The sequence below is a fragment of the Haloarcula sp. K1 genome, from assembly GCF_001647155.1.
In the GTDB taxonomy this organism is placed as follows: domain Archaea; phylum Halobacteriota; class Halobacteria; order Halobacteriales; family Haloarculaceae; genus Haloarcula; species Haloarcula hispanica.
Map to the genome: position 1 here is coordinate 480,096 of NZ_LRHL01000023.1, position 18,315 is coordinate 498,410.

Here is an 18,315-nt window from a genome sequence, read left to right on the forward strand (position 1 = left end):
CGTGTCGAGTGCTTTCCAATTGATTCATACGGGCCTCGTGGGAAGCGGTACTCTATCGCTCTCCTACCCAGTCGCCGTCTCGTCGAGTGTCTCGAATGTCCTCTGTATTGGTATCTGAACCCGGGACACTCGACGTAGCGTAGTACTGCAATCACAACCTTGTTGCAGGATATCAGGTCCCTCAGCCAACTCCACGACAGTACACAGTCGCCCAAATAAATAGATACACAGAAAGTCAGACACAGATGCCGAGTAAAACAATCAGTCTCAAAGAGGAAACATACGAGCGGTTGCGTCGTAAGAAAGGCGAAGGTGAGAGCTTTAGCGACGTTATTGATCGTATCCTTACCGAAGAGGAACATCCACTGTATGGATTGGTCGGGTTGGCAGAAGATGACGAAGTAGCGCAGATTCAAGAGAAATCCCGCTCATTCCGTGATGATGTCGATAGACGCATCAACGATGAGAGCCAGATTGAACAGTGATTCTCGATGTATGCTTTTTGACTGATTTACTCGCTGAGGACGCCGGAGCAGTTGCAAAACTCGATGAGATCTCCGATGAACTACTTGTTGTCCAACCCTAGTCTATACCGACGTCGGGATCGGTATCGACCCAACGACAACGACTGGCCAACAGTTCGATGAGATTCTCGACGACAGTCCGTTAGTGCCATACGATAGCGAAGCTGCGTGTCGTGCCGTGGACGTTCAACGTGATCTTGCTCGCTCCGGGGAACAGATTGGTGCTGTCGAGGCAATGATCGCGGGGATTGCTGTTGGCCGTGATGAACCAGTCGTCACGCGCAATGCCGGTGAATTTGCTCGGACGCCTGTTCGCGTCTCGCCGTACTGAGGATGGTGTTTAGATTTCGAACGACGGCCGCAGAGAGACAGAAAGCCCTGGCTGGTTGAGGTCGGGGGACTTGCTCAGTACAGTCGTGATGGTCAACAAGCGCAGGTTCGAACACCAGATTTCCGGAGTGTTCTGGTAGCAAATATACCCGATCTGATGGCTGGAACTAGCTCGATAGCACCAGGGATATCCATTGACCGTTGAGACACACACCCGATTCGGAGTTAGTTCAGTTCTCAACTTCGTGAGGCAGGGCTATGCTTCAGCAGCTATCTTTGTAGACATCTGAGCGTCTAACTGGGTGTCAAGTGTGTCTCTGGGCACAGGAATTGAACTGAGGCGCTACGTGTCCTTCTGAATCGAACCGCCGAACTCCTCTTCGAATCCCTCGACGAGACGCGCGACGCCCGACTGAAGCGAGAATTTGGCGTCTTCTTTCGCTTCACGGAGGTGCTTCGCCTGCGTCCCCGACGTTTCCCCTGCCATATCGTCAAGTTCGATGACAAGCGCTTCCAGTGTCTCCTCATCGTCAAGCGCGTCGTAGGTTCGAAACACGTCTTTCAAGCCACGCTTGGCCGCTTGTCTAACACGGCCATCGTCGTCCGTGAGCGCCTCTAGTAGAAAGCCACACAGTGCATCTGTCTGGTCTTGGAAAGTTGCTTCGTCGATAGCGATAGATCGGTCGTCATTGTCGAGTGCCGCTACGATCGGAAGTCCAGGTACAAGCTGGTCTGCGACGCGGACAACTGACTGCCGGACGTATCCATCGTCGGCCGCCTCATACAGTTGGACTACCTCGTCGAAGCAGCTGTTGAAGAGTTCGCTCCGCTCGCTGAGACTCATATCGCTAATATCGTCAATAACGTCGTTGACGCGGTCCGATTCACCGGATTCGAGTTCTGGTGCGAAGTCTGACCACCGCTGGTGCATGGTTAGTGTTACTCTTTCCACTTACTAACACCTAATCAATAAGGCGTCAAGCGTCTCCGTGTACGAGTCAGCCGTGGGTTATGAACAGCTATAGTAGCCATTGCAAATCAATGTACACCTGATCGCACGATGGCAGTGTGATCTGTGTACATCGTTTCAATTGTTACTATAGGGACAACCGGAGCAGTACGTTGTAATCACATACTGGCTCGAAAAGCGATAACGGTCCGTATGACACATGGCGACCAGAAGCCTGTTCCTGCTACCACATGTCCAGTGTCTTTTGTAGCAGTTGGACGACCTCGTATCGAGGACAGCTCAGTGACTCCGATCAAGACGCTGTTGTACTTCCTTGAAGATACCCATGTGGCCTACCGTTTTGCTGATTGTCTCGATACAGGGAGTGGATTCGCAGCAAGAGCGTACTCGTAGTACCGTCCTCCAACGTCGTCTGTATCCTACTCAACCCAACTGGTGATTCCCAGCATGGCGAGCTCGTGTAGGTAACCTTGCATCCACCGAGGGAAGAGTGCACCTGTCACCGCCCGGTGGTGAATGACGTCGTACCGCGCTCGAATCGCTCGTGTCCGGACTGTCGTATCGCTTCCCTCGTGAGCTCTCATATGGACTACGCGGCTGCTGCCGTGGGTGGTGCTTTGGGGTTGATCTGCCGTTGGTACAGGTGTGCTGGTCCTGCCTGACTGGCGGAAAGCTTGTCCCGGACACACCTGATACCGAGTGTACTGGCTGGTTGTCATTGTCTGTCCGATAGATTCTCGTCTCAGACACACCCCACACCGAGTGAAAGATCGGATCTCCACAGCGTCTCTGATGAGCGGCAAGTAAGCGGGTTTCGGGACGAAAAGCGGACTGAGACAAAAGCCGCGAAGTTGCGGGTTGCATCGAATATGCAACCCGACTGCGTTTTATAATAGTCCACAAATGGATCTCGCAGGCACGCACCAAGTACCGAGTGTACTGACCGCTGATCGTCGTTGACAGAGAGATACTCGTCATGAGCGGATCATGAACCGAACGTAAGCTGTGTATTCTCGGCCAGTCGTTCGGCGTTTACTGTAAGTAGACGCTGCGCCAGTGGTGAAATGAGGGTAAGGGACTCCGATCTAGATATAGTCCATCGTGGACTGCATGCCTTCCCGCGCGTGACTTCAAGTAGCCTAGTGTGGGCAGTAGGCGATTACACTCGGTAGAGGGTGTGTGACACCCCACTCAGACATATATAAATTTATGTGAAAAGCTACTAAAATGGTTTTAGACGGGTTTTACTAAACTTCACTCGTTGCTTGGTCGCTACACTTATCATACAGGGACGGATTTGATAGAGTAAATAATGTCAGACTCAGATGAAGATGATAATATCTTCAAAACCGGCGGAATATTTGCTAACAGGGAACTGGTACGCGTCGGCCACGTCCCCGATCTGGAGCGAGTCGTTGGGCGGGACGACGAAGTCAGCGCTATCGGGCAAGCACTCGGTCCAGCAACGGTCGGCGGCCCACCGGAGAGTACGATCATATACGGCAAGACCGGAACCGGAAAGTCACTCGTTGCGAGGTGTGTGTCTCGTGAGGCTCACTTCGAGGCACAGGCAAACGATATCTCGTTTCAGCAGGCGTACGTCGACTGCTCCGATTATCAGACCGACGCAAAGGCAAGCCGGGAGATGGCACGCAAACTAGTGGCGAGCCTCGACGCAGATATCGACGTCCCGCGTGTCGGGATCGGAGCCACCGACTACCGTGACATCACCTGGGACCTACTTGAGGAGTACAACATTAACTCACTGGTCGTCATTCTCGATGAAATCGACAAGTTAGACGATGATGAACTGTTACGCAGCCTCTCTCGGGCTCGCGAGAGCGGGAAAGCAGAGACACACGTCGGCGCCATCTGCATCAGTAACAAGATCGAATATCGCGAGCGCTTGAGCGAACGCATCGACTCAAGTCTGCAGGAGAACGAACTCGTCTTTGACCCCTACGATGCTGGTCAGTTACGAGCAATCTTGGACAACCGGACGGATGCCTTCGAACCGGACGTGTTGGAGCACGATGTGATCCCAAAGGTCGCTGCCCTCTCAGCCAAAGAACACGGGGATGCACGGAAAGCGATCGATACGCTATACGAAGCTGGTCGTCTCGCTGAGAAACAGGGGACGGAGACAGTCACAGTCTCGCACGTCGATGACGCCGTCCAACGAGCGGAGGTGAACCGCTTCGAGAAACTCGTGCGTGGGACGACGCCGCATGTGAAATACATCCTCCGAGCGCTGGCGCTACTTACCGTCGACAACCCAGCTCAGGAAGCTTTTCGAACTCATCAGATCTATACGCTTTATTTAAAGGTCGCTGAGCAGGCTGGAGCGGATCCACTCTCCGAGGATCGCGTGTACCGGCTGCTGAAAGAACAGTCGTTTCTCGGGGTGACTGAGTCGAATCACACAGGGGGTGGACAGGGTGAAGGGAGCTACCTGGAACATCGACTGCTTCGGGATCCAGAGGTTGTCATCCAAGCCATTGAGTGCTCAGCGACGGGCGGGGACCCATGACGATGTTTCACTCGTTACGAGGTGTGTGGGTCGGCTTCGATATTAAACCGCAGAGGGGAGCCAAAGCGCAGTTCCGTTTCCGCTAGAGTTCATGTTACCACGACCCGTCAATAGCTCGCTGATAGACGGTTTCGGCCTGATCTGCAACCGCATCCCAGTCGTATTGCTGCGCACGTTCGACGGGATCCGTCGCTGGGCGGTCACCACCTAAAATATCATCGAGCGTTTCTGTGAGCGAGGCAATGGTAGGTTCTACGAGGAAGCCGGCGCCGTCGATGACCTCGTCTGCCGCCGAATCTGGGTGGTCAGCAGCAATCACGGTGCAGTCGGCGGCCATCGCCTCGACGAAGGTAATTCCGAATCCCTCTCTCGTTGAGGGAGACGCGAATATGTCTGCAGCCCGCATATGGCCGAGAACATCCTCGTACACTTCGAGAAAGCCTAACATCGAAACGCGGTCGGCGTGTTCCAGTGATTCGCGTTTGGTATCCAGCCGGTCACGCTCCGGGCCGTCACCGATGATCCCCAGCGTGACGTCATGCCTGTCGGCGACTGCATCGAAAGCCTCTAGCAGAATGTCAACGTTCTTGTGCTCGATCAGTCGACCTGCGAAGACGATGTCGTAGCCGGTGTCGGGGCGGGGGGCCGTCTGGACCTGCTCGGTATCGAGCCCGTTTGGCACGACTTCGATGTGCTCACGGCTCGGGCCGATGGCAGCGAGGTTGTCCGCTGTGATGCCTGAAACCGCGATCGGATGCTGGGGCGTCTTGGCCGTGAGTTGTTCGACGAGTTTGCCACCCGGAGCGAGCGGGCCAAGGTACTCCTCCCAGTAGTCGCCCCAGACCTCGTGCCAAGTCGTGACCACTGGTGTGCTAGTCCCGAGGCTAGCAAGCTTCGTCGAGAGAACTGGAAAATACGGGAAGACGCTAGCGATCGCGAGGTCGTGTTCATCGTCGCTGAGACGTCGACGGAGCGGAGGGAGTGCGCGAGCCGCAAAGTCGATGGCCTCGGTGATGGACCGGCGGTCGTCTTCGTAGAGCTCTGCTTCGGGGGCGACCGCACGGAGGGTCATTCCCTCGTGTGTGGTCTCTGCCGGTCCGTCCCAGAAATGTCGGCCGTAGATGGTGATGTCGTGGCCCTCGTCAGCGAGGCGAGTGCCGATTTCGTGGATGCGTTTCTCAGCGCCGCCTTTCACATAGGGAAATACCACATTACTGATAAAAGCGACATCCATCGTAAGGTAGCCGTATCGTCACGGGGCGGCATCTTGAACGCAGCGTTTCAAGAGTGCCGTTCAGTTTGTCACACTCCGACCGTGACAAGGGACAAGTAGAGTGCTCTTTCCGAAACCTCACAACTGCTAGTTGGATCAAACAACTAAACAAAGGCAGCCTGCACGAGTGCTTTGCCGACCCACGGAACTGATGGTTTGTTTCGCTAATTGGTCACCTGATATTCAGGACACAATAACTACTAGCTTCGGAAGAATAAAATCATATCCGGAGAAAAGGTCGGATACATGACTTCTTCCCCGCGGAACATCATCCTGCTTTCTGCGGATGCACTTCGTGCTGACCACCTCTCCTGTTATGGCTACCACCGTGAGACTTCACCTGTACTTGATGAGTTTGCTGAGGAGAGTATTCGGTTCACAAATGCCTACAGCGCGAGTTCACACACACGCGAAGCGGTCCCTGCGCTGTTGACCGGGGAGTACCCCGATGTGGCAATCAACGATAGCTACCGGCTTGCAACGGAGACAATCGCTTCCCAACTTTCGGAAGCTGGATTCGCTACTGGTGGATTCCATTCCAATCCATTCGTCTCGAGAGCATATGGATTCGATCAGGGCTTCGATAAGTTTGACGACGATCTTCATTTCGGCCAGCACAAACTCGTCGCCCTAGCCCAACGCGCACTTGACAAACTACGAAATCGCCATTATGCTCGGGCCGAAGAGATCAACGAGCGGTCGCTGTCGTGGATTGATTCGCTGGATTCTGACGACCCGTTCTTCCTCTGGAACCATTACATGGACACCCATGGACCGTACGAGCCACCAGGTGAGTACGCGACGCTGTATGCAGACAAGAAATTGTCTGGCCGCGACGCCCAGTCGCTGTACCAGCGTGCTATTGATAAGCCGGAATCGATTACCGAGGAAGAACGTCAGCTGTTGATTGATCTGTATGACGCTGAAATCCGTTACAACGACGAGCATATCGGTGAGTTCCTGAACGAACTCCGAAGCCGGGATTTGCTGGAGGATTCGCTACTGGTGGTCACCGCTGACCATGGGGATGCGTTCGGTGAACACGGCTACTACGAGCACCCGCGATATCTCCACGATGAGATAACGCATATCCCGCTGTTCGTTCGGGAACCCGACGGGGCTGATAGAACAGTAGAGACGCCGGTAAGCACGTTAGATATCGTGAGTACATTCAAACGGATTGCAGGGCTGGATATTGATTCTGAACGTGTATCGTTGCTAGACCAATTGGATGCTGACCGAACGGTGTTTCTCCAAGCCCGCGGTGAGGACGAACACAGCCACATTCGTCGATACGCGCTTCGGACACAGGAAGGGTCCTGCTTCTGTGAGCGCGATCGTGAGAGCGGTTCGATTGAGTTCGGAGCGTGTTCGAACCGCTCACTCCGCGAAGATCTGGAAGCACACGTTACCGAACGAGTTCAACTGGAAAGTGACGAAGAGGAAGGTGACGAAGATGAGGTAGATGAGGAAATCGAACGTCGGTTGAGTGCACTGGGTTACAAGGAATGATTCGATGAAAATCGCGATGTTACAGGACGACTGGTGGCCACGAACAGGTGGAGGCCCTGTTCATGTGAAGGAACTATCAGTGGCACTTGCGGAGAACTTCGGCCACGAGATCGATATCTACACCCGCGCTCTCCAGCAAGACGGAGACCAGTATAAACAAACAGAACAGTTCGCGGGCGGTGCAGTTACGCTGCATAGACTTGGCCCCTGTACAGAGTATTGGAATCCCGTTGGCCGTATCGCCTCGATGGTGACACCACTCCCCAAACTGCTCGCCGGTGATTATGATATCATCCACGGCCACACATTTCTACCCGCGATGCCGACTCGCCTCGGAAAGGTATTAACGGACGCTTCGACCGTATTTACCGTACATGGAACTGCAATCACGTCCGGTGTTGGTCGAGACACGTCGAAGCTCGCCGGTGCCAAACTACGTATCGAACGGCAGTTCGTCCTCGGATTCGACTACGACCACGTAATTTCGGTCAACAACGAACACGTCGGTCTGCTTGCTGACCACCATCCAAACGTGAGCTGTATTCCCAACGGCGTTGACCTAGACCGTTTCTCAGGTGATTTGGAGCGGAGTTCAGATATCCTATTTCTTGGTCGCCTCGCACCGAAAAAGCGTGTCTCTGACTTGATCCGTGCATTTGCACAGTTTGAATCAGAGTTCCCGGAGACGGACCTGATTATCGTTGGGACCGGGCCCAAACAAGAGGAGCTGGTTGAGCTTGCAAACGATCTGAATGTGAGCGACCGAGTAATATTCGAAGGTCGCGTTTCCGACGAGGCAGTCACGAGACACTATGCATCGGCAGGTGTCTTCGTACTGCCATCTGTCTGGGAGGGACACCCTCTTACGCTGCTGGAGGCTTGGGCTTCCGGTGCGCCGGTCATTGCGACCTCAGTTGAAGGAATCGAAGAGTTCGTCGATCATCGAGAGACAGGCTATCTCGTCCCACCCAAATCCCCCGATGAGTTGGCTGACGGACTTCGATTTGCGCTTGATAATCCTGATAAAGCCTGTAAGTGGGGAGAGAACGCACGGAAGTTAGTTGAAGCGGAGTACTCGTGGGACGGTGTCGCGGAGCGTACACACCAACTCTACACTGACATCGCCTGATAGTTCTCCTCTGTATTTACTCCATATACCCGAGGTCGGCAAGTCTATCTTCTACATCGTCGGTCGGGCCACTCTTAGAGTCCGCTACTTCACGATACTCTCCAGCGAGTTCATCCCAATCGACTCGCTCGTCCGCCTCAAACGGACCTAGCACTTCTCCGTCGGTTTCACTATCCACGGGCAATCCAAGTGCAGCCGCGACAGTGGGTGCAATATCATAAATAGACGCACCTGTTTCGGGGTCTATTTCCAAGTCCCGATTCGAGATGAGAATTCCTTCGGGCTTGTGATTTTTGTGAGGATACCGACGGAAGGTATCTACGATGGAGCCGCTCACGTCGTACTGATAGTCCCGTGGAACAAGTACGATATCTGGAGCGTCCTCCAAGTGTTCGCCTTCGTAGACTTCCTCACGGGGGAGGACGTCGTCGAACACAAGGTTTTCATCTGGATCTCGGACTTTCGAGAGGTCATTGATCAGTTCCTTGCGAACATCATCGTATTTCTCGGGAGAGACCTGCCCATTCGATTCCCGCCCTTCAACGTTCAGATGGACGCCAAGACTGTTGAACAAGAGCTGGTAGGCGACCGAATCCTCGTGGTCAACGACCTGATTCTGGGCGGCCACTAGCGCATCTTCTGGTAACAGTCGCTCAACGGTCTTATCTAAGCCGACCGTACCGAGCCCTTGATGAATCCGTCGGGGGGAGAGGCCAACTGCTGATAGGGCAGAAGCAGCGGCCCCAACAGCTGAAATGATGCTAGAGGAGCCTTTCTCTCCGCTTTCGCCTTTCAGTTCGTCTTTAGCCTGTCTGAAATACTGTTCCTCTCCGGTCGTGGTCTCACAATAGCCGTTCTCAGCGAGCCAAGAATTGACGTAGAAAGTCCAGTCGTAGTCACCCATCCCGTGGTCGGAAGCGATGAAGACCAATGGATCCTCTCCGCCGAGGTCAATGATGTCGCCGACAAACTCGTCCACGTTTTCGAGTACCTGCCGGATCTGCTCACGATCATCAAGATCATGGAAGATCGAGTCGGTGACCTGGAACTGAATTGCCATCAAGTCCCAGTCGTAGCGCTCGTCGAGGAAGCGGGCCATGTCGCGGCGGTGGCGAGCAACTTCCGTGTACTCTGCGACCGGATCATCGTCAGTGCCGTATGATGGGTAGATCCGATACTTTCCGTACTCAGATTCGTACTTATCTCGGAGTTCGGGGGGCGAGAACTCGACGTCTTCCGCGGCCAGATAGCCGGGGACGACGGCGCCGCGTTCGAGTTCCGGAGCGGGATGGGTGACGGGATAGTTGATCGCGATTGGCGTCTTCCCGGCTTCCGCGGCAGTTTCGAAGATATACGGTGCGTCGACGGCCGGTCGATCGATGAGGGCCTTCTCGTAACTGTCGTTCGTGAAGAAGTCAAAAACGCCATGCGATCCTGGGTTGCGACCACTGAGCAGGGAGGGCCACGCGCAAGGTGTCCAAGGAGGTTGAGTGCTAGATAGTTCACTCTGACAACCTGTCGCCACCAATGAAGAGAGATTGCTCAGTGAGTGGTCATTGAGCCAAGGCGAAATCTCCGCAAAGTCGAGGCCGTCTAGCCCGACCAATATCGCTTTTTGCGCCATTATTGTCTTCCAGAATGTATATTCATTTGTACCTTGAATAACTTCTCGCATTTGATGAGTTCGGAACCAAAAGTTAGCGTGGTTATTCCAACATATAACCGCCCCAATCGATTGCGGCGCGCTTTGAGCTCTATCGAAAGACAAACCTACAGTAATATTGAAACTATCGTCGTTGACGACCATTCGAAACAAGAAGTGGAACCCATAACTCAGGAGTACGCGTCTTCCTGTAATGTACAATACGTACGACACAAGGAGAATCGCGGTGCGAATGCGGCACGAAATTCAGGAATCGAAAGGGCATCAGGTGAGTTCATAGCCTTCCTAGATGATGATGACACCTGGGAGCCAGAGAAGGTTGAGAAGCAGGTGAGTGCAGCACAGGAATCTGGATCAGGAGTTGTCTATACGGGTATCAGGCATATTGGCGGTGATGGGAAAACTATTAAAGAAGCCATTCCGGACGAGGTAGAAGATATCACGACAAAACTTCTCTACAAGAATGTGGTTGGTTCGTTTTCTGCAGTCATGGTTGATGCCGATGCAATCGAAGTTGCAGGTCTGCCCGATGAATCGTTCCCAATATGGCAGGACAAAGAATGGTATATTCGACTATCCCAGTACTGTTCATTTATTCCGGTCTCGGAACTTCTGGTCAATCATCATCGCGGTGACGAAAGCCGGATAAGCGAGGATTTCGGTTCAATTGAGAAGGTATTGCCGAAGTTTCTGAATAAATACAGTACCGAAATCCAACGACGTGGTGCCCTGAAGAGTCGAAAGATATATTCTGAAAACTTCTTCAATGCAGCCAGATATGGTCTTGCTACGGGGAATTTCGATAAGTCTCGTAAGTACGCAATTAAATCAGCTAAATATTATCCAATGAATTACATGGCGTTCATCGCCTTTGTGTTTTCTCTCGGTGACGGCTTATTATATTCCCTCTATCAAAATCAGTTGAAGCAGAACTAATTTGTGATTTTACTGAGTTCTATCGGTTAGAAATGGTTTCGGCCAAGCAAGTGATACGGAACACGGTACGCCCGTCCGAAGGGATGATGATGGTTAATAGATTAATTAACAGATTTCGCGGAGATACTGACTACAACACTGAAGGCGTCGATGTGATGACAGAAGACTGGGATACTCTCATTATTCTTGATGCTTGTCGATATGATCTCTTCCGTGATCGATATGATCTGCCTGGTGAACTGCGGTCAAAAGTTTCGCGTGGCGGTGGAACTGTCGAGTTTCTTCGGGGTAATTTACGAGAGCGTTCTTTCCCTGACACAGTATACGTCTCGGCAAATCCACAGATAGCGAGACTCAAGGATGAGCTCAATACTGAGTTCCATGATGTTGTTTCGCTGTGGGAAACAAAGTGGGATGACGACATTCAGAATGTTCCGCCAGATCGGATGACAGAAGCAGCAATTGACGCGTTGGAGACCTATCCCAATAAGCGGCTAATATTCCACTATAATCAACCGCATGGTCCGTTTCTTGGGCCTACTGCTAGCGATTTAGTAATCGGACCAAATCGAACACAGGACGAGTCTCTCTTCGAATTTACATGGGACCAGATACAGCACAATTTCATCTCACACGACGAGTGGTGGGATGCCTATACAGAAACATTCGACATTGTCCAAGAGTACATTCAAGACCTGCTACCGGAGATTGATGGGCGAACGGTGGTCACATCTGACCACGGAAAACTAATGGGGGAACGGGGATCCCCCATTCCAGTCAAATACTACGGTCACCACATTGGGGTCCACGACAACCCTCTTGTCAAAATTCCGTGGTTGGTTCACGAAACAGGGTCAAGAAGAGAAATTACTGAAGGAAGTGTGACGGCAATTGGGGAATCAGACGAAGGTCGGGTGCAAGAACAGTTACGAGATCTGGGATATGTGTAGCGACTTCAGCATACTAGATTCTCTATGACCGTTGAGGCGGGCAATCTCTGCCATCGACCAGCAAGAAATTCGTCCGCCTCACTTTTCATCGCTAAGTAAACAGCGCTGATTTATCCTAACAGAGCCTGTCATACAATAGTTCTCGACAGTTATGATCCACTGTCTCTATATTGAATAGAACCGGCGAATAGCGAAAGCACAGTCTTAAACGAAAGTTTATGACTGTATAATCGCCAAGTAGAGAGCGTGAGATGCATTCTATGACACACTGCTAACATCTATTAATTGTGATTCAACTGTAGGTTTGTAATCCTGGGGGAATTGTACATTTCGAAAGGGAGGTCTGTCCCGCCGAGTAAAACTTATTATACGGTGCTTCAATATGACCGCGTTCCACGCCGAACTCGCCTTCCAGTGCTTCCTTCCAAATGTAGACTGCATTCTCACATTGAACAAACGGCCAATCTGGCTCAGTAAATCGTTGGAAGAAAGTCCCTGTTGTTGTCCTCCAGAGTTCTCCTTCATATCCAATAACCTCTGAATTAGCAGGGCGATACGTTGCATAGGTTTCGGTTGCTTGGTGTGTCTGAGCGGTATAATGGCCGTGGTAGGGGTATCCTGTTGACTGATCTGTGTAAACAAGTGCCGGTGCCAGCGCAAACACTTGTGGCACGATAAAGATCATAAGGACACTGTAAGTCAACAGTTGCTTTGATCTCTGTGTGTCGCTCCAAAGATACGAAACTGCGACTGGGAGCAGTGAGAGACAAACAAAAAAGTAAAATCGAGTCGCACTCAGATTGACTAGTTGGCCCGCTACGAGAGCGAGAACATAGATAACAGCCACACCACCACCAAACACCGCCCACGAGAACTCCCAGTCAGTGATTTTCTTTCGGCTGACAACTGCAAGACAGGCTACAGAGACGAGTAAAACAGTTGCAATCCGCCCACCAATTGACTCAATTATTTCTATTAGTGATGACGCAGACGTCGAAACCACGGCTCCCTCCTGTTCTGTCGGTCCCTCAATGACCAAACTAGTCACAATGCCTCTTAAGATCACTTCAGCAAATGGATAGAGGAGATAAATTACGATAGCAATTGAGAGGACTGCAGCCAGGAGATAGGACGGCGTCTGGTAGTTAGATGGGGATGACCTGAGCGCGAACAATCGAGTGATGACCTCATAGTCACTCCAATCTGCGGTCCACCAAATCGCAAGGAATACAAACATCATGAAAGCAGTGTAATGGTGGGTAAACACGACTGCAACTATGAGAATATAAACCAAGACCCTTTTTTCCGTCCGAGCGGCTATAGCGGTAAATAAGACAAACATCGAGAAGTATGTCACAGCAAGCGATTCCTCGTGGAACATAGAGTGAAAGAATAAAAATGTTTGGATGCTCGCGACTCCAATCCCGGATAGATAGGCTTTCTGCTCACCTATATACTGTTTGAGCCCCAAATAGTAGATCGAGGGAATGCTAACAGCGAGAAGTGGGAGATACTTAGCTAGTGACTCTAGTGGAACACCCAAGAGTTCCCTTAGAAGCATTGATAATATAAAGAACAGCGGAAATGAGAGTACACTGTCGACAAATCCAGTTACAGAACCGTCTAAATCGAGCGCATTTTGCATTTTAAAATATGGATCGTGACCTACGAGACCAACTTCAATCGGGTCAATGACAATGAGAAAGGGGACGAGTGGGACAAGAACAAGAATGAAAAAATGTCGATAAGCAGGATTCGTTCGTGAGACCACATTGTTTTCTGCAAGTGCGAATCCGTAAATCGCTATCAAAAGGATATACCCTACAAGGATAGGTGGATTTGACCAATAGAACGTCGTGAAGAATGTCAGACTCATGAGCAGGAGGCCGATGATAGAGTATACTTTCAGATCTCGATTCACATGGCGTTTGTGTCGCCTAACTCATATAATGCTCACGGTGCTGTAGCGTGGAAGAGAATTTGTGAGGAGTAGTACCTTCTTTGCGTAATGGGGTACCCCAGCGATCTACTAAATAAGCAAAATACTGTATCGCTTGGCAAGTGGTAGGCCAGCCCCAGCTGTACTCTACTGGTCTGACCCACACTGCGTCTCTCGAGTATTGGTAAGTATTGATTCCGGCAGCTTAAGAATGGAATCACCACTCTTGCTACAAAACTCAGGCCTAGAGGCAACTCCCAGACATTGTGACAGACCACTCCGAAGGCTAGCGCTTGAATCCACGACTTAGCATCGGAGGCCGACACCTGTAACAAAAATCTTATTAACTCCTGCAGACAGGATGGAACAGTGCGTATTTGTATAACATCATTATCACTGGATACTTTTGGAGGGGCAGAACGTGTGATTGTGTCTGATGCAACTCACTTTGCTGAAGCAGGACATGAAGTGCACATTCTAACGGATAGCTTCGACAGAGAAGTACTGTCCAATTATGGAGAGTTGGACTCTATCAACGTCCATCAGTATCCCATTAATGAAGGTGGCACCGTATCAACACACCTATCACATGCACGACACATAAGGGAGCTGTTAAAATCGATCAAACCAGATGCTGTAATCGCCCATTATCGCGAGAAAGAGACTTGGCTGGCACTATCTACAATTTCTATTAGTCCGGTATTTGCAACACACGTCCACGGCTCTCTCTTTTGGTTTGAAAATAAAACGAATCGTACAGCCCATATGTGGAAGGATTGTACGAAAGATATCATTTCAGATGTGCCGGGACATTCTGAGTTCTGGTCCGTCAGTAGTATCTCTTTATCTGAAAGGTTACAGAAATTTAGCGAAGAGAAAATTGAAGCATTAGCGCTTCAAAGTTGCGACACTGTTTTCGTTAATACGTATCAGGTTGCTCGTGAATTAGAGTGTCTGTACGGGGTTAGTCCAATTGTAAATCCACCGGGGGTAAGCGACGTGAGTGTAGAGAAGGAACTGACAAACGAGGTCCCTGTAGACCAGCCTTTCATTTTTAGCGTCAGCCGCTTGGATGCCAGAAAAAGGATCGACTTGTTGCTCCGAACATTTGCCGAGTTGCTTAATTTCCGACAGAATATACGACTTGTTATAGGAGGGACAGGCGACGAGGAGCGTCATCTAAAAAACCTTGCTTCAGATTTGAACATAAGAGAGAATGTAGTATTTGCCGGATACATAAATGAGCAGATTCTGTCAAGTTATTACTCTGAAGCTGAGGTGTTCGCCTGCCCCGGGTGGATGTCGTACGGTCTAACTCCCTTAGAAGCAGTCCGCTCTGGAACAAAAGTAGCCCTCTCTACCGACGCCTTTGCTAAAGAGGTTATTGGAAACAAAGATGGAGTCAAAGTGATTGCGCCGAAGTTGGACGCATGGGTTAGTGGATTAGTCAAATTGATTGGATATGATAAAACCCCATCATCCACTCATGTACCCACCACAAAGACGCATGCCGAATCAAAATTGAACGAGATTCTTGGTTGTGAGTGAGTATATAAATGAAGAGATTACTCTGCTAGATCTGTCCAGAGGAACAGATTGCTCGGTGAAAATTGACAGTAGATGCGCTTCGACACGGAACTCGTGCTTCAGAACCAAGCGGCTAAGAGCGCTTCGTGAGTTACTGGGAATAGTGTTGGTCTCGGGAGAGGAACAAAGCGGCTAGCAAAAGTATTTTTTTACCCTCTCCAAGTGTGGCCGGACCCATTGGACCGGGATATAACCGGCGGTGACGTTGATTCCGAGGAACAGTATCAATCCTACTGGTGGGAACACAAGCAGTGAGACCCACGATGAAGTGTCTGAAAGTCCGATTATTCCGAGGAACGAAACTGCGAAGATTCCTTGTGCTGTTGCGAGTTTTCCAACCCACTTCAACGAAACGACATCAAACTGGGAATACTTCCACAGAGTCACATTCCCGACGAATATGGCGACGTAAGATAGTCCAGTTCCGATTCCAGCACCGACAATCCCGTATCGAGGTATGAGAGTCACGTTTAACACGATATTTATAAGTAGCCCGACTACGGTGACGAATTCGGATTGTCGAACCCAGCCCGTTGCATGGAGTACTGGTGTTACAACTCGTGTAGTTCCCAAAAAGAAAGTCCCAAATATAAGTATCTGTAAGGTCATTTTTGCTCCAACATAGTCTGAACCAAAGTAAACACTGAGAAACGGTCCTGCGAGTCCAAAAAGTCCCACTCCGAAGAGCGTTAACGACAATATCGCGTATTTAACGCCCGTCTGTAGCCTTTGGGTAATCTTGTCGGTTTTTCCTTCGGCCCAGAGACTTGCAGTATGCTGTAGAAACGCTAGTTGAATTGCTGACGGCACGAACCAGATCATCTCAGCGGGCACTATCGCACTTTGATATAGAGCAGCGGGTACCGTGCCATGGAAAAACTCAACCAGAAGTATATCAGATTTGTATAGCAACGTAGCACTGATTCCGCCGACTAATTGGTACCCCCCAAATGATGCGATTTGCCCACCGTATTGCTTGATTGGTATCTTTGTAGACAGATGGTATGACGTGTTCTTTATCAGTATAATTAGGCCGATTGTCCCCAAAAGAACGAAAGAGAATGCATATGCAGTAAATACACCTAGTACGTCGTATCCAATATACGCAAACAATAATGCAAGAATCGTATACGACAATCGGCGTCCAACCTGCAGGACTTCAGTAATTGATTCTCGCTGAAGTCCATAGAAAGATCCCTTAACGATACTGAACACGTTGCCGAAAATGATCACAACGGACAGCACTAGAACAAATTGGGCATATTTTGGGGGAATGATACCAAGGTCTGCAGCAAAGAAGGTGAATAATACGGCGACTATACTATAACCGACACTCAAAAATAGGGAAACTGTAATTACAGACGAAACTGCGCTCACATCAGTGGAGTATTCGGCGACTGTTTTCCTTGTTGCATCAAATAGTCCACCTTTCGCGAGGAGAGTTACAATACTGAACGCGGCGAAAACACTTGCATAGACCCCATACTGGTCCTGAGAAAGAAGGCGGACGAGAAGAGGAGTAAATACCAAACTGATTAAAATCCCCACAACTTTCCCAGAGAAAATAGAGAGAATCGAACGTAGCAGTGAGGTCATGGTGCGGGAAATACGTCGTTCTACCGATACTTAACTTGAATGAATTACTCTACAAATCGAATCCTGTCTGATTGACTAGAGGGGTATATTATAAAGATTGAGAAGCGATCTCGAAGTTCTTTCGCGCAGCATCCCGTAGCCGTTCGATATTAGAAACTTCCGCGAATTCAACGGTTACTTCCTTATGAGGTTTATAATAGGGTACGTTAAGTCGCTCAGCCACCTGTTCAACCTTCGGTTCATAGGCGATTGGTAGCACTGGTTTGCCGCAGATAGCTGCAAAGATGAGGGAGTGGTACCGGGTTGCAACCATTCGCTCAACACCAGATACCCGTCTGAGGGTTTTCTTCACAGAAAATTCGTAGTTATAGATTGGAATATCTAAGTACTTACGGGCGAATTCTTCGTCGCCCGGGGTAAAAGGAATGAATATAGGGTCATCCAATTGACGGCAAATTAGTTGGGCGTTCTTAATGTATGCTGTGGTAGCACCTTCGGTGTCGTCATAGCCGAAGTATTCTTTCAGAGCACTATCAGGCATATCTTTCTTCTCATCGAAGTACGGACGGAAATTCACGCCTGTACGGCCTGTCGTGTCAACTTGTGGATCCTCATACAGAAATACGGGGCATGCCGTTACTGTAATATCTGCGTCACAGACAGCTTTAATGTTCAATTTTGAACGTTCGTCGCGTACGGTAATCATATCCATTTCTGGGAGTACCTGCGACGCCAGTGACCGCGCTTTTTCTGATTTAAAGCCCGGTACTCCAACACCCAGAATCAATTTCGTTTCACCGCCGCTCACGTAATCCAAACGCCTTTCTAAGTGCTCGGATCCATACCAATCATGGAGAACCCCTCCCCCACCCAGAATCCGGATGGGAGCATTACTGCTAACTGTCTGATGTCCGAATAATTTTGTCCGATAACCTTCTTGGCTGAACTGTGATTTGAATTGCTCTCCAAGCGCTCTGTCTCCGATGTTCCCCGTTTCGTAGCTACCCTGAACTCCGACCTCATGGGGAATCCGACGTCTCACTTCGTTCTGGGATTTGTTCCAAAGATACTGGGTCGCAGCAGAAGGGTCACGCGCTGCCTTCCTAAGAGAATTCGTTGGAAACATGAGAATTTGCTCCTCAAGCGTACTATTAATCTTCACGCAATAATTGTTTTTGTACTGATCCATTTGCTTCGTTCACCGGTGAGGCAGTGTTCAGGGGTGGATCTAGTGTCGATATCCTCCACTGCGTTTCGGGAAAATCCTTCGGAGTAGCGCGAGACCGTGTGTTTCGAGGTCGGAACGGGTTTGCTGACCGCCGCCACACGTCCGCCTGAGTGAGTATTTTCCGGCGTAAGCCGACCCGCCGCATAGG

13 protein-coding genes are annotated in these 18,315 nt (G+C 50.4%); 7 read left to right on the plus strand and 6 right to left on the minus strand.

Translation table 11 applies throughout. The features are described 5' to 3' along the window. The first annotated feature begins 245 nt into the window (after positions 1 to 245). Positions 246 to 485 (plus strand): antitoxin VapB family protein, encoded by a 240-nt coding sequence (locus AV929_RS09835; RefSeq protein WP_050007776.1) that lies wholly within the window; start codon positions 246 to 248, stop codon positions 483 to 485. A gap of 712 nt (positions 486 to 1,197) precedes the next feature. Here the strand turns inward: AV929_RS09835 and AV929_RS09840 are convergent. After that, on the minus strand, positions 1,198 to 1,785 hold the full coding sequence (locus tag AV929_RS09840; protein ID WP_050007777.1) for a hypothetical protein: 588 nt from the start codon (positions 1,783 to 1,785) through the stop codon (positions 1,198 to 1,200). Positions 1,786 to 3,136: 1,351 nt separating this feature from the next. Here AV929_RS09840 and AV929_RS09845 point away from each other — a divergent pair. After that, on the plus strand, positions 3,137 to 4,354 hold the full coding sequence (locus AV929_RS09845) for a Cdc6/Cdc18 family protein (RefSeq protein ID WP_050007823.1): 1,218 nt from the start codon (positions 3,137 to 3,139) through the stop codon (positions 4,352 to 4,354). A gap of 94 nt (positions 4,355 to 4,448) precedes the next feature. Here AV929_RS09845 and AV929_RS09850 read toward each other — a convergent pair whose 3' ends face one another. Beyond that, the gene (locus tag AV929_RS09850; protein WP_064288139.1) at positions 4,449 to 5,588 is read right to left on the minus strand and encodes a glycosyltransferase family 4 protein; all 1,140 of its coding nucleotides are present in this window, start codon (positions 5,586 to 5,588) and stop codon (positions 4,449 to 4,451) included. A gap of 285 nt (positions 5,589 to 5,873) precedes the next feature. On the opposite strand from AV929_RS09850, the gene AV929_RS09855 reads away from it, so the two are divergent. Both AV929_RS09855 and AV929_RS09860 read left to right on the plus strand, forming a co-directional pair. Further along, positions 5,874 to 7,139: a sulfatase gene (locus AV929_RS09855; protein ID WP_064288141.1), complete on the plus strand. Its 1,266-nt coding sequence runs from the start codon at positions 5,874 to 5,876 to the stop codon at positions 7,137 to 7,139. Between the two features lie 16 nt (positions 7,140 to 7,155). Beyond that, positions 7,156 to 8,268 carry a glycosyltransferase family 4 protein gene (locus AV929_RS09860; protein WP_255359474.1) on the plus strand — a complete coding sequence of 371 codons (1,113 nt, stop codon included), beginning with the start codon at positions 7,156 to 7,158 and terminating at the stop codon, positions 8,266 to 8,268. Between the two features lie 16 nt (positions 8,269 to 8,284). On the opposite strand, the gene AV929_RS09865 is transcribed toward AV929_RS09860, so the two are convergent. Then, on the minus strand, positions 8,285 to 9,892 hold the full coding sequence (locus tag AV929_RS09865) for an alkaline phosphatase family protein (RefSeq protein WP_080510072.1): 1,608 nt from the start codon (positions 9,890 to 9,892) through the stop codon (positions 8,285 to 8,287). 54 nt (positions 9,893 to 9,946) lie between these two features. On the opposite strand from AV929_RS09865, the gene AV929_RS09870 reads away from it, so the two are divergent. Continuing rightward, positions 9,947 to 10,867 (plus strand): glycosyltransferase family 2 protein, encoded by a 921-nt coding sequence (locus tag AV929_RS09870; RefSeq protein ID WP_080510069.1) that lies wholly within the window; start codon positions 9,947 to 9,949, stop codon positions 10,865 to 10,867. A gap of 32 nt (positions 10,868 to 10,899) precedes the next feature. Continuing rightward, positions 10,900 to 11,817, plus strand: a complete 918-nt coding sequence (locus AV929_RS21400) for a hypothetical protein (protein ID WP_230458874.1) — start codon at positions 10,900 to 10,902, stop codon at positions 11,815 to 11,817. A 292-nt stretch (positions 11,818 to 12,109) separates the two neighbouring features. Here the strand turns inward: AV929_RS21400 and AV929_RS09875 are convergent, their stop codons facing one another. Next, complete coding sequence (locus AV929_RS09875) at positions 12,110 to 13,738, minus strand: hypothetical protein (protein WP_064288147.1); 1,629 nt, start codon at positions 13,736 to 13,738, stop codon at positions 12,110 to 12,112. 387 nt (positions 13,739 to 14,125) lie between these two features. On the opposite strand from AV929_RS09875, the gene AV929_RS21405 reads away from it, so the two are divergent. Continuing rightward, a complete protein-coding gene (locus tag AV929_RS21405) occupies positions 14,126 to 15,304 on the plus strand; it encodes a glycosyltransferase family 4 protein (RefSeq protein ID WP_080510070.1) in 1,179 nt (392 codons plus the stop codon). Positions 15,305 to 15,475: 171 nt separating this feature from the next. On the opposite strand, the gene AV929_RS09885 is transcribed toward AV929_RS21405, so the two are convergent. Both AV929_RS09885 and AV929_RS09890 read right to left on the minus strand, forming a co-directional pair. Then, a complete protein-coding gene (locus AV929_RS09885) occupies positions 15,476 to 16,939 on the minus strand; it encodes a flippase (RefSeq protein WP_064288151.1) in 1,464 nt (487 codons plus the stop codon). Positions 16,940 to 17,027: 88 nt separating this feature from the next. Further along, the gene (locus tag AV929_RS09890) at positions 17,028 to 18,128 is read right to left on the minus strand and encodes a polysaccharide pyruvyl transferase family protein (protein ID WP_230458875.1); all 1,101 of its coding nucleotides are present in this window, start codon (positions 18,126 to 18,128) and stop codon (positions 17,028 to 17,030) included. Positions 18,129 to 18,315: the final 187 nt, after the last annotated feature.